Origin of the sequence: Curtobacterium phyllosphaerae, from assembly GCF_049341865.1 — a bacterium.
Taxonomy (GTDB): domain Bacteria; phylum Actinomycetota; class Actinomycetes; order Actinomycetales; family Microbacteriaceae; genus Curtobacterium; species Curtobacterium phyllosphaerae.
Genome location: NZ_JBMPIU010000004.1, coordinates 340,766 through 361,624, shown reverse-complemented (window position 1 = coordinate 361,624; position 20,859 = coordinate 340,766). Strand labels below are relative to the sequence as shown.

18 protein-coding genes and 1 pseudogene are annotated in these 20,859 nt (G+C 72.0%); 9 read left to right on the top strand and 10 right to left on the bottom strand.

The genetic code is table 11. The features are described 5' to 3' along the window. Positions 1–450: 450 nt before the first annotated feature. The 5 genes and pseudogenes from ACO0E0_RS09720 to xseA all read right to left on the bottom strand — a co-directional run bounded on the left by ACO0E0_RS09720 (position 451) and on the right by xseA (position 4,968). A complete protein-coding gene (locus ACO0E0_RS09720; RefSeq protein WP_422871202.1) occupies positions 451–1,884 on the bottom strand; it encodes a class II fumarate hydratase in 1,434 nt (477 codons plus the stop codon). Positions 1,885–1,920: 36 nt separating this feature from the next. Further along, entirely contained in the window at positions 1,921–2,535 is a 615-nt protein-coding gene (locus ACO0E0_RS09715; RefSeq protein ID WP_422871201.1) for a carbonic anhydrase, read from the bottom strand. Between the two features lie 201 nt (positions 2,536–2,736). Beyond that, entirely contained in the window at positions 2,737–3,372 is a 636-nt protein-coding gene (locus tag ACO0E0_RS09710; protein ID WP_422871200.1) for a DUF4245 domain-containing protein, read from the bottom strand. Beyond that, positions 3,369–3,638 (bottom strand): exodeoxyribonuclease VII small subunit, encoded by a 270-nt coding sequence (locus ACO0E0_RS09705; RefSeq protein ID WP_422871199.1) that lies wholly within the window; start codon positions 3,636–3,638, stop codon positions 3,369–3,371. Before ACO0E0_RS09705 ends, ACO0E0_RS09710 begins: the two co-directional genes overlap by 4 nt. Then, positions 3,631–4,968: pseudogene (gene xseA / locus ACO0E0_RS09700) on the bottom strand (exodeoxyribonuclease VII large subunit). Before xseA ends, ACO0E0_RS09705 begins: the two are co-directional and overlap by 8 nt. A gap of 189 nt (positions 4,969–5,157) precedes the next feature. On the opposite strand from xseA, the gene ACO0E0_RS09695 reads away from it, so the two are divergent. Together ACO0E0_RS09695 and ACO0E0_RS09690 are read left to right on the top strand one after the other, a co-directional pair. Continuing rightward, complete coding sequence (locus ACO0E0_RS09695; protein ID WP_422871198.1) at positions 5,158–6,222, top strand: 4-hydroxy-3-methylbut-2-enyl diphosphate reductase; 1,065 nt, start codon at positions 5,158–5,160, stop codon at positions 6,220–6,222. Next, positions 6,219–6,980, top strand: a complete 762-nt coding sequence (locus ACO0E0_RS09690) for a DUF6264 family protein (RefSeq protein ID WP_422871197.1) — start codon at positions 6,219–6,221, stop codon at positions 6,978–6,980. Before ACO0E0_RS09695 ends, ACO0E0_RS09690 begins: the two co-directional genes overlap by 4 nt. 27 nt (positions 6,981–7,007) lie before the next feature. Here the strand turns inward: ACO0E0_RS09690 and ACO0E0_RS09685 are convergent, their stop codons facing one another. Beyond that, the gene (locus ACO0E0_RS09685) at positions 7,008–8,279 is read right to left on the bottom strand and encodes a M18 family aminopeptidase (protein WP_422871196.1); all 1,272 of its coding nucleotides are present in this window, start codon (positions 8,277–8,279) and stop codon (positions 7,008–7,010) included. Further along, complete coding sequence (fbaA, locus tag ACO0E0_RS09680; RefSeq protein WP_422871195.1) at positions 8,279–9,307, bottom strand: class II fructose-bisphosphate aldolase; 1,029 nt, start codon at positions 9,305–9,307, stop codon at positions 8,279–8,281. Before fbaA ends, ACO0E0_RS09685 begins: the two co-directional genes overlap by 1 nt. 194 nt (positions 9,308–9,501) lie before the next feature. On the opposite strand from fbaA, the gene glpX reads away from it, so the two are divergent. Further along, a complete protein-coding gene (gene glpX, locus ACO0E0_RS09675) occupies positions 9,502–10,434 on the top strand; it encodes a class II fructose-bisphosphatase (RefSeq protein ID WP_422871280.1) in 933 nt (310 codons plus the stop codon). Positions 10,435–10,577: 143 nt separating this feature from the next. Here the strand turns inward: glpX and ACO0E0_RS09670 are convergent, their stop codons facing one another. Continuing rightward, on the bottom strand, positions 10,578–11,864 hold the full coding sequence (locus ACO0E0_RS09670; RefSeq protein ID WP_422871194.1) for a DNA recombination protein RmuC: 1,287 nt from the start codon (positions 11,862–11,864) through the stop codon (positions 10,578–10,580). Between the two features lie 191 nt (positions 11,865–12,055). Between ACO0E0_RS09670 and iolC the strand changes: the two genes are divergently transcribed. Genes iolC through ACO0E0_RS09640 form a run of 6 tightly spaced genes read left to right on the top strand, consistent with a single transcriptional unit; the run spans position 12,056 to position 19,411 of the window. Further along, positions 12,056–13,027, top strand: coding sequence for a 5-dehydro-2-deoxygluconokinase (gene iolC / locus ACO0E0_RS09665; RefSeq protein WP_422871193.1), 972 nt, complete (start codon positions 12,056–12,058; stop codon positions 13,025–13,027). Continuing rightward, positions 13,020–13,949, top strand: coding sequence for a class I fructose-bisphosphate aldolase (locus ACO0E0_RS09660; RefSeq protein ID WP_422871192.1), 930 nt, complete (start codon positions 13,020–13,022; stop codon positions 13,947–13,949). The genes iolC and ACO0E0_RS09660 overlap by 8 nt, the downstream gene beginning before the upstream one ends. 10 nt (positions 13,950–13,959) lie before the next feature. Continuing rightward, a complete protein-coding gene (locus tag ACO0E0_RS09655; protein ID WP_422871191.1) occupies positions 13,960–15,510 on the top strand; it encodes a CoA-acylating methylmalonate-semialdehyde dehydrogenase in 1,551 nt (516 codons plus the stop codon). 5 nt (positions 15,511–15,515) lie between these two features. Next, positions 15,516–16,511: a 5-deoxy-glucuronate isomerase gene (iolB, locus tag ACO0E0_RS09650; protein ID WP_422871190.1), complete on the top strand. Its 996-nt coding sequence runs from the start codon at positions 15,516–15,518 to the stop codon at positions 16,509–16,511. Further along, a complete protein-coding gene (gene iolD, locus ACO0E0_RS09645) occupies positions 16,508–18,424 on the top strand; it encodes a 3D-(3,5/4)-trihydroxycyclohexane-1,2-dione acylhydrolase (decyclizing) (protein ID WP_422871189.1) in 1,917 nt (638 codons plus the stop codon). Before iolB ends, iolD begins: the two co-directional genes overlap by 4 nt. Before the next feature lie 60 nt (positions 18,425–18,484). Next, positions 18,485–19,411: a sugar phosphate isomerase/epimerase family protein gene (locus ACO0E0_RS09640; protein WP_422871188.1), complete on the top strand. Its 927-nt coding sequence runs from the start codon at positions 18,485–18,487 to the stop codon at positions 19,409–19,411. Between the two features lie 29 nt (positions 19,412–19,440). Here ACO0E0_RS09640 and ACO0E0_RS09635 read toward each other — a convergent pair whose 3' ends face one another. Together ACO0E0_RS09635 and ACO0E0_RS09630 are read right to left on the bottom strand one after the other, a co-directional pair. After that, the gene (locus tag ACO0E0_RS09635) at positions 19,441–20,199 is read right to left on the bottom strand and encodes a GntR family transcriptional regulator (protein WP_422871187.1); all 759 of its coding nucleotides are present in this window, start codon (positions 20,197–20,199) and stop codon (positions 19,441–19,443) included. Positions 20,200–20,210: 11 nt separating this feature from the next. Further along, positions 20,211–20,849: an exonuclease domain-containing protein gene (locus tag ACO0E0_RS09630; RefSeq protein WP_422871186.1), complete on the bottom strand. Its 639-nt coding sequence runs from the start codon at positions 20,847–20,849 to the stop codon at positions 20,211–20,213. Between the last annotated feature and the right edge of the window lie 10 nt (positions 20,850–20,859).

Here is a 20,859-nt window from a genome sequence, read left to right as displayed (position 1 = left end):
GCGCCTCCTGCTCACGACGGCACGGACTCGAGCGGCCACTTCCGTCGGGGCCGCCCCGCGCCTCCTGCCCGGGAGGGCGACGCCGAGCGTGCAGTTCTGCCGCGTCCTCGCTCCGGAGACCGGGCGGAGCTGCACGCTCGCGCGCCCGCTTCCTCGAGGACTCGAGCGGTCCCTCCCGTCGGGGCCGCCCCGCGCCTCCTGCCCGCGATCGCGACGCCGAGCGTGCAGTTGTGCCGCGTCCTCGCGCCGGGGACCGGGCGCAACTGCACGCTCGCGCGCCCACTTCCTCGGGCCGGCCACGCGTGTCCTGCCCGGGGAGGCGATGCCGAGCGTGCAGTTGTGCCGCGTCCTCGCGCCGGGGACCGGGCGGAACTGCACGCTCGGCGGGCTCGGCGGGCTCAGCGGCGGGCCGGCGGCCCCGGCGGCCCGCGCGCGCGACGTCGGTGCCGGTCAGCCCGGGTGGGTCATGCTGAGCACGTCAAGGGCACGGTCGAGCTGCTCCTCGGTGACCTCGCCCCGTTCGACGAACCCGAGCGCGACGACCGCCTCGCGGACCGTCATTGACTCGGCGACGGCGTACTTCGCGACCTTCGCGGCTGCCTCGTACCCGATGACGCGGTTCAGCGGTGTGACGATGGACGGCGACGACTCGGCGAAGGCCCGAGCCCGCTCGAGGTTCGCCTCGAGCCCGTCGACCGTCTTGTCGGCGAGCGCCCGGGTGCTGTTCGCGAGCAGCCGGATCGACTCGAGGAGCGCCGTGCCCATCACCGGGATCGCCACGTTGAGCTCGAAGGCCCCGGAGGCACCGGCCCAGGCCACGGTCGCGTCGTTCCCGATGACCCGCGCCGAGACCATGAGCACGGCCTCCGGGATCACGGGGTTGACCTTGCCGGGCATGATGGACGACCCGGGCTGCAGGTCGGGGATGTGCAGCTCGCCGAGTCCGGTGTTGGGGCCGGAGCCCATCCAACGGAGGTCGTTGTTGATCTTCGTCAGGCTCACCGCGATGACACGGAGTGCGCCGGACGCCTCGACGAGGGCATCACGGGCACCCTGCGCCTCGAAGTGGTCGAGCGCCTCGGTGATCGGCAGCCCGGTGTCGTCGGCGAGCTGGGCGATCACCTGCTGCGGGAACCCGGCGGGGGTGTTGATGCCGGTGCCGACCGCGGTCCCGCCGAGGGGAACCTCGGCCACGCGGCCGATCGTCGCCTGGACGCGCTCGATGCCGAGTCGGACCTGTCGTGCGTAGCCGCCGAACTCCTGCCCGAGCGTGACCGGCGTGGCGTCCATCAGGTGCGTCCGCCCGGACTTCACGGCGTCCGCCCAGAGCGACGACTTGGCCTCGAGCGCGGTGGCCAGGTGGTCGAGCGCCGGCACGAGGTCGTGCAGCAGGGCGGCGGTGACGGCGACGTGCACCGACGTCGGGAACACGTCGTTCGAGGACTGCGAGGCGTTCACGTGGTCGTTCGGGTGCACGAGGAGCGAGTCCGTCGACGCGAGTGTGGCGAGCACCTCGTTCATGTTCATGTTCGATGAGGTCCCGCTGCCGGTCTGGTAGACGTCGACCGGGAACTGGTCGTGGTGCGCCCCGCCGATGATCGTGTCCGCCGCTCCGACGATCGCGTCCGCCGTGGCCTGCTCGAGGATCCCGAGCTGCCCGTTCACGATGGCCGCCGCACGCTTGATCCGCGCGAGCGCGACGATCTGCGCTGGCTCGAGCCCACTGCCGGAGATCGGGAAGTTCTCCACCGCCCGCTGCGTCTGCGCCCGGTACAGCGCGGACGCCGGAACGCGGACCTCGCCCATCGTGTCGTGCTCGATGCGGTACTCGCCGGCGGTGTCGCCCGCAGATCCGGTGTCGATGTCCTGGGTGGTGTCGGTCACGTCGTCGTGGTCCTTCCTGGTCGGGGTGGTTCCTGGTCAGACGCTCCCGACGACCGTGTCGACGTGCACCACGCCGGTCTCGAGGTCGTACGTCGCGCCGACCACCGCCAATCTACCCTCGGCGACGGCGTCGGACACCGCGCCCGAGCGTTCCAGGATGGTCCGCATCGTCGCTTCGAGGTGCGCGGCGCCGACGGACTCCTGCGCGAGTCCCGGGTCGGTCGCGCGGACCCGCTCGACGCTCGGGGCGATCGCATCCACGAGCACCTGCAGGTGCGGTGCGGGCACGGGTTCGTCGGACCGCGCGGCGTTCACGGCACCGCAGAGGGTGTGGCGGAGGACGACGACGAGCGGCGTCCCGAGGGCGACGACGGCGAACTCGATCGAGCCGAGCACGACGTCGTCCGCGATCTGCCCGGCGTTCCGGATCGCGAACAGGTCGCCGATCCCGGCGTCGAACACGTGCTCGAACGGCACGCGGCTGTCGGAGCAGCCGAGGATCGTGGCGAACGGTGCCTGCGACGCGGTGAGCTCGGACCGGCGCTCCGGGTCCGTGCGGCCGACACGGCGGCGGTCCGCGGCGAACCGGACGTTCCCCTCGGTGAGGAGGCGGAGTGCCTCGGCTGGCGTGGAAGCGGCGCGGTCGGTCATCGGTCTCCTGCTGCTCGGGTCTCGGGTCGTTCAGGTCTCGACGCTTCGGTGCGCCGGACCGTCATCGTGGTGCGTGGTGCGTGGTGCGTGGTGCGCGGTGCGTGGTGCGTGGTGCAACGTGCGCGGTGCGCCGCAGTGGTTCGGTTCCTCGGGAGGCGTGGTCCAGGGGTGTCGTGATGCGAGCGTCCGGTGTCCGGCTGGTCAGCGGTCCTGCTGCGCGGCGACGCCGGTCGCGAGGGTCCGGAACGAGCGGTCGTCCGCGGTGCCGGCGAGGACGATGGTGCTCTTGCCGAACGTCCCCACGAGGGAGTACGCGAGGTTGCCGGCGTCCGAGCCCTCGCTGCGGCGGTCGACCACGGTCCACTTGGTGCCGTCGATCGTGCGGCTGCCGGTGGCGGCGTGTTCCTGCAGGACGTTCGAGACCCAGGTCTTGTTGGCTCCGATGCCCTGGTGCAGACCGATGTACTGCTCGTCGGGCGTGATGAACCCGACCGTCCACACGGGGACCCCGTCCGACGGTGCGTCCTGGTAGTCCGCCCGGTTCGACGTGAACCCGGACGGCAGCTCCGGTGCGGCGATCGTCACGCCGGGGACCTGCGCCTGGGCCGCGACCTGGCGGTAGTCGACGGCGGCTCTGGTGGACTGGTCGGGGCGGACCACGACCGCCACGAGGAACAGCACGATGGCGAGCGAGGCGGCCAGCGACAGCACGAGGTTGAGCGTGGTCTGGTTGGCGCGGTGGGCCCGGCGGTTCGCGTCCTTGCGGATCCGGGTCTCCTCCGGGGTCTCCGGTCGGCCCAGCTCGGCGACGATCGGGCGTCCGTCAGCGTCGGTCACGCGGCACCGCCAGCGTGGTCGGATCGGGCATCGGACGCACCGCGGGCCGCATCGAGCCGAGCACGGGCGCCGACGAGCCATTCTTCACAACGCGCGGCGAGGGACTCGCCACGCTCCCACAGCGACAGGGAGCGCTCGAGCGTCGCCGACCCCTGCTCGAGCTCCGCGACGACGCGCACGAGTTCGTCGCGCGCGGCCTCGTAGCTGAGGGTCGCGACGTCGGACTGCTGCGCGCCGTGAGGAAGCGGCTTGTCGTTGTCAGGCACGCGCCGATCTTACCGAGCCGACACCGACGCTCGCCGAACCGACCGACGGCGCTGTGGAGGGCGACCGCGCCCCGGCGACGCGCCCCGCCCGCGCTCACACCTCGCCCGGACCCGGGCCGTCGTCGGTGAGCGTGCCGACCGCGGTGCCTCGTCCGAGGACCACCCGCACGTCGGACGGCCCGTCGAGGTCGGACGAGCTCCGGACGACGTCGCCGTCCGCGGTCTGCACGATGGCGTAGCCGCGCCGCAGGGTGTCCCGGGGCGACAGCGCGCGGAGCCGGCCGGTCAGGTGACCGACCTCGGCGTGGCCCCGTTCGATCCGCCGGTCGAGGAGCTCCCGACTCCGCGACAGGTCCCGTGCGAGCTCCTCGGCCCTGGTGTCGACGAGCCATGCCGTGGACGCGAGCGCGGGCCGGGAGCGGAGTGCCGCGATCCGGTCGGCCTCGACCGCCACCGTGTGCGACAGCCGGAGTCCGATCCGGGCGCGCGCCTGCCGGACGTTCGCGAGCTCCTCGGCCACGTCGGGCACGACGCGCTTGGCGGCGTCGGTGGGGGTCGACGCACGGAGGTCCGCGACGTCGTCGAGCAGTGGCCGGTCGGCCTCGTGACCGATGGCCGACACGATCGGCGTCGTCGCCGCGGCCGCGGCACGGACCAGGGTCTCGTCGCTGAACCCGAGCAGGTTCTGGAAGTCCCCACCGCCGCGCGCGACGATGATGACGTCGACGTCGGGGTCGGCGTCGAGCTCCTGGATCGCGGCCGTGACCTCCGGCACCATCCGTTCGCCCTGCACCGCGGCGTGCACGGTCCGGAACTCGACCTGGGGCCAGCGGAGCTGCGCGTTCCGGAGGACGTCCTTCTCGGCATCGGAGTCCTTGCCGGTGACCAGACCGATCCGATGCGGCAGGAACGGCAGGGGACGCTTCCGCGCCGGGTCGAACAGGCCCTCGGACGCCAGGGTGGCGCGGAGTCGTTCGAGCCGTTCGAGCAGCTCGCCGAGGCCGACGTGCTTCATCTCGACGACCTGCATGGTCAGGGTGCCGCCCTTGACCCAGTAGATCGGCTTGACGGCCGCGACGACCCGGGCCCCCTGCCGCAGGTCGGCGGGGATGCGGGAGCGGACGCTCGACCAGATCGAGAACGACACCGTCGCGTCGACCTCGGTGTCCTTGAGCTTGCCGTAGACGTTGCCGCCCGCGACGTTCCACTGCGTGATCTCGCCCTCGACCCAGGCGGTGCCGAGACGGTCGATCCAGTCCCGCATCTTCGCGCCGAGCAGTGCGACGGGCCACGGGTTGTCCGCGGTCGGTGGGCCCTGGTCGATCGCCATGCGTGCTCCTGTCGTCGGTCCGGAACCCCCGATCCTGCCGCACACGGGCGACGACCGCACCCGCACACGGGCGATGACCGCACCCGAACACGGGCGACGACCGCACCCGCACACGGGTGACGACCGCACCCGGCGGACGCTCGAACGACGCTCAGGGGACCTCCGTCCAGCTCCCCTAGAATCCCGAAGGTGACGATCACCAACGGCCGGACCGTGCAGCTCGCGGCACCCCGCGTGCCCGCTGCGCGCGACCGGCTCCGCGACGAACCGGTCCAGGGCAGCAAGCGCGTCCTGCTCGCCGCCCCCCGCGGGTACTGCGCCGGTGTCGACCGGGCTGTCGTCGCGGTCGAGAAGGCCCTCGAGCAGTACGGCCAGCCGGTGTACGTCCGCAAGCAGATCGTCCACAACGTGCACGTCGTGTCGACGCTCGAGCGGCAAGGCGCCGTCTTCGTGGACGAGGTCGACGAGATCCCCGAGGGCTCGCACGTCGTGTTCAGCGCGCACGGGGTGTCGCCCGCGGTCGTGCAGGGTGCCGCCGACCGCGAGCTCCACGCCATCGACGCCACCTGTCCGCTCGTGACCAAGGTGCACCGCGAGGCCGTCCGGTTCGCGCGCGCCGAGCGCACCATCATCCTCATCGGCCACGCGGGCCACGAAGAGGTCGAGGGCACCATGGGACACGCGCCCGACCGGACCATCCTGGTGAACGGCCCGGACGACGTCGACGCCCTGCAGGTGCCCGACCCGGAGAACCTCGTGTGGTTGTCCCAGACCACCCTGAGCGTCGACGAGACGATGGAGACCGTCCGACGCCTCCGCGAGCGGTTCCCGTCGATCCAGGACCCGCCGTCCGACGACATCTGCTACGCCACCCAGAACCGGCAGGTCTCGATCAAGAAGGTCGCGCAGGACGCCGACCTCGTGATCGTGGTCGGGTCGGCGAACTCGTCGAACAGCGTCCGTCTCGTCGAGGTCGCGCTCGAGCACGGCGCATCGGCTGCACACCGCATCGACTACGCGTCCGAGATCGAGCAGGCGTGGCTCGACGGTGTCGCGACCGTCGGTGTCACCTCGGGCGCGTCGGTCCCGGAGGTCCTCGTGCGCGAGGTCCTCGAGCAGCTCGCCGACGCCGGCTACGGGCAGGTCGACGAGATCACCACGGCGCACGAGGACCTGATGTTCTCGCTCCCGAAGGAGCTCCGCACCGACGCCGCCGGCACGCCGACCCGCCCGCTCGGCGGTCGGGTCCGATGACGGACCACCACGACGGACGGGAGGCCCGACCCGGCTCCGTCCCGGAGGTCCCGCTCCCGCAGTTCCCGCCGCCCACACCGGTGCAGCGGGCGCCGCCGCAGCAGCGACCGGACACGCTCTCGGCCGACGGTCGGCCGATCGGCCGGCCGGCGCCCCAGTACGGCGAGTACGCCCCGGAAGGCTGGGTGAACCCCGTCATCGCCGACCGCGAGCGTCGCGAGCGGGACGCCGCCGCACGCCGACGAGAACTGGCCGCACTGGAGGCCGCACGTGCGCAGCAGGGGCGATCCGGGCCTCCCGTCCGGAACCCGGCCGGCCCCACGACCGGACCCGGTGCGCCGGACGGACGCGGTGGCCGACCCGGCGCGGCACGCATGGGGTTCGGCGCCTCGCCGGGCGACCTGATGGCGACCGTCCTGTTGCTCGTGCTCGGGACGACGACGGTGCTGCAGCAGGCGGTCGGGGTGCGCCAGCTCGCCGCAGAGGTCGCGCAGCAGCTCGCCCGCCGCTCCATCGCGCTCTCGGACCCCGGCGCACTCGTCGGGGCGGCCTCGTGGTCGGCCGTGATCGGGGTCGTGCTCCTCGTCGGCGCGCTGGTGTGGTCGGTCCTCCGCCTGCGGCGCGGCCGGGTGACGTTCTGGGTCCCGCTGGCCGCCGGTGCGCTCGCCAGCGTGGTCTCGGCGCTGATCTACGTCGTCGTCGCCATGCACGACCCGGCGTTCGTCGCCTCCGTCGCGCAGAACGGCGGCGCGGGCTGACCGACGACCGACCGGTGCTCGTCCGGGTCAGCCCCGCAGGAACGCCGCCGCCGCGGCACCGAGCGCAGCGACGTCGTCGACGTGGACGAGCTCCCGGACCGAGTGCATCGACAGGAGACCCACACCGATGTCGACCGTCGGGATGCCGAGCCGGGTCGCCGCGATCGGGCCGATGGTGGAGCCACCGGGGATCGAGTTCGGGTTGACGTAGGGCTGGTACGGGACGCCGGCGCGGGCGCAGACGTCGGCCCACATCACCATGCCGCGCGCATCGGTCGCGTACCGCTGGTTCGCGTTGATCTTGAGGAGCGGTCCGCCGCCCGGACGAGGTCGGTTCGTCGGGTCGTGCTTGTCCGGGTGGTTCGGGTGCACGAGGTGTCCGGCGTCGCTCGAGAGCAACCACGACGCCCGGAACGCGCGCGCCGCTTCGGACGGCGTCGCGCCGAGACCGTCGTGGATGCGGCGCAGGACGTCCTCGAGGAACGGCCCACCGGCACCGGACGGCGTGGACGACCCGACCTCCTCGTGGTCGAACGCCGCGAGCACCGGGAGGTGGTCGGCGTCGGCCGGGGCGGCGACGAGTGCGCGGACGCCGGCGTGCACGCTCGTGAGGTTGTCCATCCGGCCGGCGGCGAGGAAGTCCCGTTCCAGACCGATCCGGCTCGGTGCCTGCGTGTCCGCGAGCGTGAGGTCCCATCCGACGATCGGGTCGTCGGGTGCGTCGTGGCCGGCGTCGCGGGCGATCCGGGACAGCACGTCCGTCACGACGTCCGTGCCGACGATCGGGATCGTGTGCCGCTGTCGATCGATCGCGTTCCCCTCGTTCACCCCGCGGTCCAGGTGGATCGCGAGGTTCGGGATGCGGCAGACGGCGTCGGTCCGGACGAGCCCGGAGCTGCCGTCGGCGCGGACGTACCGGCCGGCGATCGCCAGGTCGCGGTCGAACCAGCTCGAGAGGATCGGCCCGCCGTACACCTCGACGTTCAACTGGCTCCACCCGCCGCCGACCATCTCGGGATTCGGCTTGATCCGGAAAGTGGGGGAGTCGGTGTGCGCGCCCACGATGCGGAACGGGGTCGTCGCCGTGGCCTCCTCCGGCTGCCGCCACGCGATCACGGCGCCGTCGCGGACGACGAAGAACGCGCCGGGGCCGTTCGGCCACGCGGCGTGTTCGTCGAGCTCGGCGAAGTCGGCCTCGCGCAGACGGATCGCCACCTGCGCCACGGCGTGGAACGGTGTCGGAGCCCCGTCGATGAACGCGCCGAGGTCGGCGACGTACGCAGCGGTGGAGTCGGTCATCAGCCCTCGGACTGGCCGGCGCTGCCCAGGACCTTCGCGGCCTCGCCGACACGGGCGGCCATGGCGGTCTCGGCCTTCTTGCCCCAGGCGCGCGGGTCGTACTGCTTCTTGTTGCCGACCTCGCCGTCGATCTTCAGGACCCCCGCGTAGTTCGTGAACATCGAGTCGGCGATGTCACGGGTGAACGCGTACTGCGTGTCGGTGTCGATGTTCATCTTGATGACGCCGTTGCGGACGGCGGCGTGGATCTCGTCGTCGGTCGAGCCGGACCCGCCGTGGAACACGAGGTCGAGCGGGTTCTCGCCGGTGCCGTACGCCGCCGCGATGCCGGCCTGGATCTCGCCGAGGAGTTCGGGACGCAGCTTGACGTTGCCCGGCTTGTACACGCCGTGCACGTTGCCGAACGTCAGCGCCGAGATCCAACGGCCGTCCTTGCCGAGCCCGAGTGCCTCGACCGCCTTCTCGACGTCACCCAGGGTGGTGTAGAGCGCCTCGTTCGAGCCCTCGTGCTGGACGCCGTCCTCCTCGCCGCCGACGACGCCGATCTCGACCTCGAGGATCGCGTTGATGTTGCGGGTCTTGGCGAGCATCGTCGTCGCGATCTCGATGTTCTCGTCGAGCGGGACCGCCGAGCCGTCCCACATGTGCGACTGGAAGATCGGGTCGCGGCCGGCACGGACCTCGTCCTCGGACGCCTGGATGAGCGGCAGGACGAAGCCGTCGAGCGCGTCCTTCGGGCAGTGGTCGGTGTGCAGCGCGACCGTGATCGGGTAGTTCTTCGCGACCTCGTGCGCGAACTTCGCCATCGCGAGCGCTCCGGCTGCGCGGTTCTTGACGGTGTGGCCGGCGAAGTAGTCCGCGCCGCCGGTGGTGACCTGGAGGATGCCGTCCGAGCCGGCCTCGGTGAGTCCCTGCAGCACGGCGTTGATGGTCTGCGACGACGAGACGTTCACCGCGGGGTAGGCGAACTTGCCGGCCTTCGCGCGGTCGAGCATGGCGGCGTACTGGTCCGGCGTGGCGATGGGCATCCGTGATCTCCTTCGACGATCGGCCGGCGCTCTGGTGCCGACCGCTGGTGGTGTCCGATCCGATCGTAGTCAGTCGCGGCCGTCGAGCGCCTCGACCGACGCCGCCCGGTCTCCGGCCGGTCGCTACGCTGGGGCGCGTGACCTCCTCGACGGAAACCGGCGCCCTGTTCCTCCAGCCCGATCGCAACCTCGCGATGGAGCTGGTCCGAGCGACGGAGGCGGCGGCGATCCGCGCGCAGCCGTGGATCGGACGGGGCGAGAAGAACCTCGCCGACGGCGCCGCGGTGGACGCGATGCGGAAGTTCCTCGGCACGGTGAACTTCGACGGCGTCGTCGTCATCGGCGAGGGCGAGAAGGACAACGCCCCGATGCTCTACAACGGTGAGCACGTCGGCAACGGCCACGGGCCGGCCTGCGACATCGCGGTCGACCCGATCGACGGGACTTCCCTCACCGCCGCCGGACGGCAGAACGCCATCTCGGTGATGGCCGTCTCCGACCGCGGGTCGATGTACGACCCGTCCGCGGTCTTCTACATGAACAAGATCGCCGCCGGTGCCGAGGGCCGGGGCGTCCTCGACCTGCACGCCCCGATCGGCGACAACATCCGGGCGCTCGCGACGGCGAAGCACAAGGACATCGAGGACATGCAGATCGCCGTCCTCGACCGGCCGCGCCACAAGGAGCTCATCCGCGAGATCCGGGCATCCGGTGCCGGGACGCGCCTGCTGCTCGACGGCGACGTCGCCGGCGGCATCTCGGCCGCGATGCCCGGCTCGAAGATCGACATGTGCGTCGGCGTCGGCGGGACCCCGGAGGGCATCATCACGGCGTGCGCGATCAAGGCGCTCGGCGGTGTGCTGCTCGGACAGCTCCGGCCGAAGGACGACGACGAGCGGCAGCGGGCGATCGACGCCGGGCACGACCTCGACACGGTGCTCGACCAGGACGACCTCGTCACGGGCGACAACACCTTCTTCGTCGCGACCGGCGTCACCGACGGCGTGCTCGCGAACGGTGTCAGTCGGTCGCGCGGCGTGATCCACACCGACTCGATCGTGCTCCGCTCGCACTCGGGCACGATCCGACGCGTCCAGGCCGACCACCGCGCCGACAAGTGGTTCTGAGCGGTCCCGTCGAGCTGTTCGTCGAGTGAGCAGCAATCGTCGCCTCCCCGTCCGGCGGGCGACGATTGCTGCTCACTCGCGAGTCGGGCCCGTGGGCGTCCGGGCTGCGGGCGTCCGGGCTGTGGGCGTCCGGGCTGCGGGCGTCAGCGGTTCTCGTCGAGGGCGCTGACCAGCTCCGGCGCCGTGACGACCCGGGGCTCGTCCTCGATGCCCGTCGGGTCCGCGATCATCCTGGACTCGTCGAGCAGGCTCAATCGCCGGGCGCTCGGCAGCACCTGCCGTTCGAGGGACCCGACGAAGCGGTTGTAGTCCACGACGGTGCCGCGGATGGACCGCCCGAGCTTGTCGACGTGGCCGGCCATCGTCGCGAGTCGTCCATGGAGCTCCCGCGCGGTGCGGAACAGGTCCTTCGCCTCCTCGGTCACGACGTCCTGCTGCCAGCTGAACGCCACGGTCTTCAGCACCGACCACAGCGTCACGGGCGAGGCGAGCGCGACCCGTCTGCGGAACGCGTGGTCGAGCAGCCCCGGGTCGGCGGCGAGGGCGCTCGAGACCAGCGACTCCGACGGGATGAAGGCGATGGTGAGCTCGGGGGAGCCGTCGTACGCGCTCCAGTACTCCCGTGCGGCGAGGGCGTCGACGTGCGCCCGGAGCGCCCTGACGTGCTGGTCCACGAGCTGTGCACGCCGGGCGCCGTCCGCACCGGTCGCGGACGACGGGATCGACGACGCCTCGAGGTATGCGCTGAACGGCACCTTCGCGTCCACGGCGATCGTCTTGCCGCCGGGCAGGTGGACGATCATGTCCGGGCGCGCCGCCCCGACGCTCGTGGTCGTCGCGGTCTGCACGTCGAAGTCGACGCGTTCGAGCAAGCCCGCCGCCTCGACCACGTTCCGGAGCTGCGTCTCGCCCCACACCCCGCGGGTGCTGTTCGCGGCGAGGGCGCTCGCCAGCGTCTCCGCGGTGGTGCGCAACCGTTCCTCCGACTCGGCTGCGCTCCGGAGCTGGGCGGACAACGCGCCGTACTGCTCGCCGCGGGAGCGTTCCAGCTCGGCGACCGCGGCCCGCATGACGTCGAGGCTCTGTGCGACCGGACTGAGCGCCGAGAGGACCTTCGACTCGTTGTCCGCCCTGGCCGACTCGGCACCGTGCATGCGCGTGACGATGTGCTCGAGCTCGGCTGCCCGGCGTTCGAGCGACTCCACCTGACGCCGGTACTGCGCGTCCTGCGCCTGCAGCCGTTCGGCATGGTCCTGTGACCGTTCGGCGTCGTGCGCGGCGGCGTCCGCTACGGTCCGCTCGAGCTGCCCCCGCAGCGCTTCCGCCGTCGCGTCGGCCGCGGCGGACCGGCCGCGGGCGAGTGACCACGCCACGACGGCGCCGATCGCGACGCCCGCGACGAGTCCGACGAACAGCATGAGGATCTCCATCTCCGAAGCGTCGCAGCGACCGCCGACAGCGCTGGGAGGCGAGCGGCGCGCCGCGTCGGGGCCACGCCAGGACTTTGTCATGACATGGAGGCATCCTCGGTGTACGCTCGGCCCAGTTCGAAACGCGGCACCGACGCCACCACCCGGCGACGGTCCGTCCCGCCTCGCACAGAAGGTCCGCCACGCAAGCGATGTCGATCGAGACCACCATCCCTCCCGCGTACGACGTCATCACCATGGGCCGCGTGGGCGTCGACATCTACCCGCAGCAGGCGGGCGTCGGGCTGGAGGACGTCACGACCTTCTCCAAGTCGGTCGGCGGCAGCGCCACGAACGTCGCGATCGCCGCCGCCCGGCACGAGCACCGGACCGCCGTCGTCACCCGGACCGGCGAGGACCCGTTCGGTCGGTACATCGCCCGCGAGCTCGGGCGGCTCGGTGTCGCGACGGAGTTCCTCGCCACCGTCCCCGGGCTGAACACCCCGGTCACGTTCTGCGAGATCCTGCCCCCGGACGACTTCCCGCTCTACTTCTACCGGCAGCCCACGGCCCCGGACCTCATGATCACGGCGGAGTCGCTCGACCTGTCCGCGATCGAACGGGCCCGCATCTTCTGGACGACCGTCACCGGACTCAGCGAGGAGCCGAGTCGACACGCGCACCACGCGGCGTACCAGGCTCGCGGCCGCGTCGAGCACACCGTGCTCGACCTCGACTACCGCCCGATGTTCTGGTCGTCGCCGGAGTCCGCGACGCGCGAGGTCGCCGTGGCCCTCGAGCACGCCACCGTCGCCGTCGGCAACCGCGAGGAGTGCCAGATCGCGGTCGGCGAGACGGATCCGGCCCGCGCCGCGGACGCTCTGCTCGAACGCGGCGTCGAGCTCGCGATCGTCAAGCAGGGTCCGCGGGGCGTCCTCGCGAAGACCCGTGACGACGTCGTCGAGCTCCGTCCGCACGCGGTCGACGTCGTGAACGGCCTCGGCTCGGGGGACGGCTTCGGCGGAGCGCTCTGCCACGGGCTGCTCGGAGGGTGGGACCTCGGGCGCACCCTCGCGTTCGCGAACGCCGCCGGTGCGATCGTCGCCACCCGGTTCGAGTGCTCGACCGCCATGCCGACGAGCGCCGAGATCGAGGAGTTCCTCGGGGGTGTCGACCATGGCTGACCGGTCCACGACCGACCGCGCGGACGCACTCCGCGACGCCTTCGCCCGTGTCCGTGACGTCCGGGCGACCGCGCCGGGGACGATCGCCGAGACGCTCCGGACCCGGATCCGACGCCCGCTCCTGCGAGGGGACCACCGGTTGTTCATCGTCGCCGCGGACCACCCGGCGCGCGGCGCGCTCGCCGTCCGCGACGACGAGTCCGCGATGGCGGACCGCTACGACCTGCTCGCCCGACTCGTCACGGCGCTCGGGCGACCCGGCGTCGACGGGGTCCTCGGCACGCCGGACATCCTCGAGGACCTCGCGCTCCTCGGCGCCCTCGACGACAAGGTCGTGGTCGGGTCGATGAACCGTGGCGGACTCCGCGGCGCCCGGTTCGAGATGGACGACCGGTACACGGCCTACTCGGCGCAGGCGATCGCCGACGCCGGGTTCGACTTCGCCAAGCTGCTCCTCCGGGTGGCCCTCGACGACGCCGGCACCGCGTCGACGCTCACGAGCACGGCGCAGGCGGTGTCCGAGGCCGCTCGCCTCGGCCTCCCGATCATGCTCGAGCCGTTCATGAGCACGTGGCGGGACGGCCGGGTCGGCAACGACCTGCGCGCCGACGCGGTGGTCCTCTCGATGGCGATCGCGGCCGGGCTCGGGACGTCGAGCGCGTACTCCTGGCTGAAGCTCCCCGTCGTCGACGAGATGGAGCGGGTGATGGCGGCGACGACCCTGCCCACGCTCCTGCTCGGCGGCGACCCGTCCGCCGACCCCGACGAGACGTACGGCAGGTGGGCGGACGCACTCGCGCTCCCCGGCGTCCGGGGACTCGTCGTCGGTCGCACCCTGCTCTACCCGCCGGACGGGGACGTCGCCGCGGCCGTCGACGTCGCTGCCGGCCTCGTGCACACCATCACCACCGTTGCCCAGTGAAGGATCCCGAATGACCACCAGCACCGCGCCCGCCACGACCACCACCGGGGCGCTCCCCGTCGTGGGCCACTGGATCGACGGAGCCGTCGTGCCGTCGACCTCGGGCCGGACGCAGCCCGTCTTCGACCCGGCACTCGGCGTCGCGACGAAGGAGGTCGCCCTCGCCAGCCAGGACGAGATCGACGCCGCGATCGCGTCCGCCAAGGCCGCGTTCCCCGCCTGGCGCGACCTGTCGATGGCGAAGAAGCAGCAGATCATGTTCGCGTTCCGGGAGATCCTCAACCGGGACAAGGCCGAGCTCGCCGAGATCATCACGAGCGAGCACGGCAAGGTCGTCGCGGACGCACTCGGCGAGATCGCCCGCGGGCAGGAGGTCGTCGAGCTCGCGACGAGCATGCCGAGCCTCGTCAAGGGCGAGTTCTCGGAGAACGTCAGCACCGGCGTCGACGTGTTCTCGATCCGCCAGCCGCTCGGGGTCGTCGGGATCATCAGCCCGTTCAACTTCCCGGTCATGGTGCCGCTGTGGTTCCTGCCGCTCGCGATCGCGGCCGGCAACACCGTGGTGCTGAAGCCGTCCGAGAAGGACCCGAGCGCGGCGATCTGGATGGCCGGGAAGCTCCAGGAGGCCGGCCTGCCGGACGGTGTCCTGACCGTGCTGAACGGCGACAAGACCGCCGTCGACGGACTCCTCACGAGCCCCGACGTCGAGTCGATCTCCTTCGTCGGCTCCACCCCGATCGCCCAGTACGTCTACGAGACCGGCACGAAGCACGGCAAGCGCGTGCAGGCCCTCGGCGGCGCGAAGAACCACATGCTCGTGCTCCCGGACGCCGACCTCGACCTGGTCGCGGACAACGCCGTGAACGCGGGCTTCGGCTCGGCGGGCGAACGCTGCATGGCGATCTCGGTCGTGGTCGCGGTCGAGCCGGTGGCCGACGCGCTCATCGACAAGATCGTCGCGCGGGCGGCCGAGCTCCGGGTCGGCGACGGTCGTCGCGGCTGCGACATGGGACCGCTCGTCACCCGGCAGCACCGAGACAAGGTCGCCTCGTACATCGAGGTCGCCGAGCAGGACGGTGCCGAGGTCGTCGTCGACGGCCGCACGGTCCGGCCCGACGGCGACGAGAACGGCTTCTGGCTCGGCCCGACGCTCATCGACAAGGTGCCGACGTCGAGCCGCGTGTACACCGAGGAGATCTTCGGTCCGGTGCTCAGCATCGTCCGGGTGCAGACCTACGACGAGGGCGTCGAGCTCATCAACGCGGGCGCCTTCGGCAACGGGACCGCGATCTTCACGAACGACGGAGGAGCCGCACGGCGGTTCCAGCGCGACGTGCAGGTCGGCATGATCGGCATCAACGTGCCGATCCCGGTCCCGGTCGCCTACTACTCGTTCGGCGGCTGGAAGAAGTCGCTGTTCGGCGACAGCAAGGCCTACGGACAGGACGGCGTCAACTTCTTCACCCGTCAGAAGGCGATCACCTCGCGGTGGCTCGACCCCGCGGACCGCAGCGGATCGACGCACGGCGGCGTCGACCTCGGCTTCCCGTCGAACGCCTGACCGCGATGCACGACGAGAACGGCGGCACCTGGTTCGTCCCGAGCGGTTCGCGTCCGGAGGACGGCTGGACGGACGTCGTCGACGGCCGTCTCGACGGATGGGCGCACACCGGCATCCGCGTGGGCACCCTCGTCGGGAGCCCGGACGCGAGCCGGAGCGCACCCGCGAGCCGGAACGCACCCGGGCACGAGACGGACGTGCAGCCGACCGGTGCGGCCGAGCTCCGCCTCCCGTCCGACGCGGTGGAGCGCATCGTCGTGCCGCTCAGCGGCACCTTCACCGTCACCCACGACGGCGCGTCCAGTTCCGGGACGGTCGTCCTGGAGGGCCGGAGGAGCGTGTTCGACGGACCCACCGACACGCTCTACCTCGGTGCGCACACCGGGGCGAGCATCATCGGGACCGGACGGGTCGCCGTCGCCGAGGCCCCGACGGACACCGTCAAGCCGGCCACGTACGTCCCCGCCGCCGCGGTCCCGGTCGAACTCCGCGGCGCCGGGCAGTCGAGCCGCCAGGTGCACAACTTCGGCACCCCGGCGGCACTCGACGCGGCGAAGCTCATCGTGTGCGAGGTGATCACCCCCGCGGGCAACTGGTCCTCGTACCCACCGCACAAGCACGACAGGCTGGTCCCCGGCGCCGAGTCGGACCTCGAGGAGATCTACTACTACGAGGCGGCGGTCACCCGTGGCGCGGTCGGCGAGGTCCCGGCGGACGCGGACCCCTTCGCGCTGCACCGCGCGTACGCGTCCGACGACCGACCGATCGACGAGTTCCGCGAGGTGCGGACGGGCGACATCGCCCTCGTGCCGTACGGCTGGCACGGCCCGGCGGTCGCGGCGCCCGGCTACGACATGTACTACCTCAACGTGATGGCCGGCCCCGACCCGGAGCGGGTCTGGAACATCACGGACGACCCGGCGCACGGCTGGGTCCGCCGCCAGTGGGTGTCCGAGGCGATCGACCCCCGGCTGCCCTACCAGAAGGAGACCGCGTCATGAGCGCCACCCGTCGCATGACCGTCGGCCAGGCCCTGGTCGAGTTCCTCGCGAACCAGTGGACCGTCGACGGCGACGTCCGTGAGCGGACGATCCCCGGCATCCTCGGGATCTTCGGGCACGGCAACGTCGCCGGCGTCGGGCAGGCGATCAAGCAGCTGCACGTCGAGCAGCCGGGCCTGCTGCCCTACCACCAGGCGCGGAACGAGCAGGCGATGGTGCACGAGGCCGTCGGGTTCGCGCGGATGCGCCGCCGTCGCGCCACGTTCGCCTGCACCGCGTCGGTCGGCCCCGGCGCCGCGAACATGCTGACGGGCGCCGCGCTCGCGACGACGAACCGGATGCCCGCGCTGCTCCTGCCGAGCGACACGTTCTCGACCCGCGTCGCCGACCCGGTGCTGCAGCAGATCGAGTTGCCGCACGACACGTCCGTCCAGGTGACCGACGCGTTCCGGCCGTTGTCGCGCTTCTTCGACCGCGTCGACCGACCCGAGAAGCTCTTCTCGATCGCCCTGAGCGCCCTCCGCGTGCTCACCGACCCGGCGGAGACCGGCGCCGTGACGATCGCGCTCCCGGAGGACGTGCAGGCCGAGGAGCTCGACGTCCCGCTCGCGTTCCTCGAACCCCGGGAGTGGCACGTCCGTCGCCCGCTGCCGGAGTCCGGGCCGCTCGAACGGGCCGTCGCGGCGATCCGTGCCGGACGGGCCCCGATCGTCGTCGCCGGCGGTGGCGTCCTCCACTCGGGCGCCGAGTCGGCACTCGCCGCGTTCGCCGAGGCCACCGGCATCCCGGTCGCGACCTCGCAGGCCGGAGGCGGCTCGCTCGTCTGGGACCACCCGCAGTACCTCGGCGGCGTGGGTGCGACCGGCACCACGGCGGCGAACGCGATCGCCGCCGACGCCGACGTCGTGATCGGGATCGGGACGCGGTACAGCGACTTCACCACCGCCTCCCGCACCGCGTTCCAGAACGCGGACGTCAGGTTCGTGAACGTCAACGTCGCGTCCTTCGACGCCTACAAGCACGGCACCCAGCTGCCGCTGATCGCGGACGCACGGGAGGCCCTGGTCGCCCTGACCGCGGCCCTCGCGCCCGCCTCGGGCGGGGGCACGTACCGCGTGTCGGCCGCGTACGCCGACCGGATCAGCAGCCTGAAGGCGGCGTGGGACGCGGTCGTCGACGCGGCGTTCGCACCCTCCGGTCGCGCGGTCCTCGGCCAGTCGGAGATCATCGGTGCGGTGCAGTCCGCGACCGACCCACGCGACGTCGTCGTCCAGGCGGCGGGTTCGCTCCCCGGCGACCTGCACAAGCTCTGGCGTGTCCGGGACGCGCTCGGCTACCACGTCGAGTACGCGTTCTCGTGCATGGGCTACGAGATCGCGGGCGGGATCGGCGTCCGGCGTGCGGCACCGGACCGCGACGTCGTGGTCATGGTCGGGGACGGCTCGTACCTGATGCTCCACACCGAGCTCGTCACCGCCGTCGCCGAGGGCATCAAGATCATCGTCGTGCTCGTCCAGAACCACGGGTACGCATCGATCGGGCACCTGTCCGAGACCGTCGGCTCCGAGCGGTTCGGCACGAAGTACCGGTCACTCGACGACACCGGCTCGTTCGAGGACGGCGGGCCGCTGCCGGTGGACCTCGCCGCGAACGCCCGGTCGTACGGCGTCGACGTGATCGAGGTGCAGCCGGGCCCGTCCGCGATCGACGACCTCCGGGCCGCCATGGCCGTGGCGAAGGCGAGCGACACCACGACGCTCATCCACGTCGACGCCGACCCGCTCGACTACGCCCCGGACGGCAACGGGTGGTGGGACGTGCCCGTCGCGGCGACCTCGACGCTCACGTCCACGCAGCAGGCCCGCGCCGTGTACGTCGAGCAGCGCGCGGCACAGCGGCCGCTGCTCGGCTGACGAGCGCGCCCCGGAACCGACATCGCCACGACCACCAGGCAGAGAGAAGACACCGTCGTCATGACCGACACCGCCCCCGCGCCCGCCTCCATCCGCATCGGCACCGCTCCCGACTCCTGGGGCGTGTGGTTCCCGGACGACCCCGGACAGGTCCCGTGGCAGCGGTTCCTCGACGAGGCCGCCGCCGCCGGGTACGAGTGGATCGAGCTCGGCCCGTACGGGTACCTGCCGACCGACCCGTCCCAGCTGTCGGACGAGCTCGCGTCCCGCGGGCTGCGGCTCTCCGCCGGCACCGTCTTCACCGGGTTGCACAAGGGCGAGGACCAGTTCCAGCGCGCATGGGACCAGGCGGTGGCGGTCGCGGGCCTCGCCTCGGCGCTCGGTGCCGAACACCTCGTCACCATCCCGGACCTCTGGCGCTCGGACGCGACCGAGGAGGTGCTCGAGTCGCGCACCCTGACGGACGAGCAGTGGGAGCGACTCGGGAAGGGGCACGACCAGCTCGGCAAGGCCCTGCTCGAGGAGTACGGCGTCCACCAGCAGTTCCACACCCACGCGGACAGCCACGTCGGCACGCACGACGAGACGGTACGGTTCCTCGAGGTGACGGACCCGGAGTACACGAACCTCTGCCTCGACACCGGGCACTTCGCGTACTACGGCGGTGACAGCCTGCAGCTCATCGCCGAGCACCCGGACCGCATCGGGTACCTGCACCTCAAGCAGGTCGACCCCGAGGTCCTGCGCAGGACGCACGAGCACGACACCCCGTTCGCGACCGCCGTCGCCGAGGGTGTGATGACCGAGCCGCCGCACGGCGAGCCCGCACTCGCGCCGATCATCGAGGCCGTCGCACAGATCGATCCGCAGATCTTTGGGATCGTCGAGCAGGACATGTACGGCTGCTCGGTCGACGCACCCGGACCGATCGCCGAGCGCACCTTCCAGCACATCCTCGGCGCCACGGACGCCGCACGCGTCCGCTGAGCCACGGCACGTCCTACTTGTCGACGAGCCTACTTGTCGACGAGCGTCACCTCGAAGGAGTACCGGTCCGGGCGGTAGCAGTGGTAGCCGACCTCGACCGCCCGGCCCGATGCGTCGTACGCCGTCCGGCTCATCGTCAGGACCGGCCCGTGGTCGTCGATCTCGAGCAGTCGTGACTCCTCGCTCGTCGCCGACCGTGCGCCGATCCGCTGCTTCGCCACGCGCATCGTCACGCCCCGACCCCGCAGCAGCTGGTACAGCCCGGACGTGGTGAGGTCGTCGTCGGTGATGCCGAGGAACTCCGGGGGGAGGTAGTTCTCGAGCACCGCCATCGGGACGTCCTCGGCGAAGCGGACCCGCCGGATGTGCGCGACCGTCGTGCCGACCGGGATCCCGAGCGCCGTCGCGACGCGGTCGTCGGCCGGGACGTCCTCCCGGGACAGGAGGGTCGTCGCCGGTACCTGCGCACCGGCGGCGAGGTCGTCGTGGAGACTCGTCAGCTCGACCTTCCGCGTCACCGGGCCGTGGACGACCTGGGTGCCGATGCCGCGGCGCCGGACGAGCAGACCCTTGTCGACGAGGTCCTGGATCGCACGACGGATCGTGGGACGGGACAGGCCGAGGCGCTCGCCGAGGGCGACCTCGTTCTCCAGACGCGACCCCGGCGGGATGGTGCCGGACCGGATCGCCTCCTCGAGGCGGGAGGCGACCTGGAAGTAGAGCGGCATCGGGCCCGACCGGTCGAGGTCCGCGAACAGATCGGACGGCAGAGGGCCTTCGTCGGTCATCGGGCGCCGCGTCAGTCGGCGAAGACCATGGAGCGGTGGTCCTGCGGGCGCGACCGCGGCACGCGCTGCTGCTCCCGCTCCCGCTGGGCGACCTGGGAGAACGGCACGCGTGTCGCACGGCCGAGGTCCTCGAGGGAGTCGACCCCGTGCCGGCGGGCGGCGTGGACGATGATCGCCGCGCAGGCCTCGGCGTCCGCCATCGCGTCGTGGTGGGCGAAGTCCTCGAAGCCCGCCGCCATCGCCGCGACCGGCAGCCGGTAGGAATCGAGCGAGTAGGTCCGGCGCGCGACCGCGAGGCTGCACATCGCGCGGTGCGGCACGAGGTCCGTGTCCGTCGCCGCGCAGCCGCCCGCGATCACACCCATGTCGAAGCGGGCGTTGTGCGCGGTCAGGACGTCGCCCTCCGCGAACGCCACGATGTCCGCGTACTGCTCGGCCCACCCCATGGCATCGGCGACGTCGGACGCGACGATCCCGTGGATCCGGGTGTTCCACTCCAGGAACGCGTCGTGGCCGAACGGCGGACGGATGTACCACCAGGTCCGGTCGACGACCCGGCCCGCGCGGACCTTCACGAGTCCGACCGAGCACGCGGACGCACTCGACCCGTTCGCCGTCTCGAAGTCGATCGCCGTGAAGTCCAGTGTCACGGCGTCATGC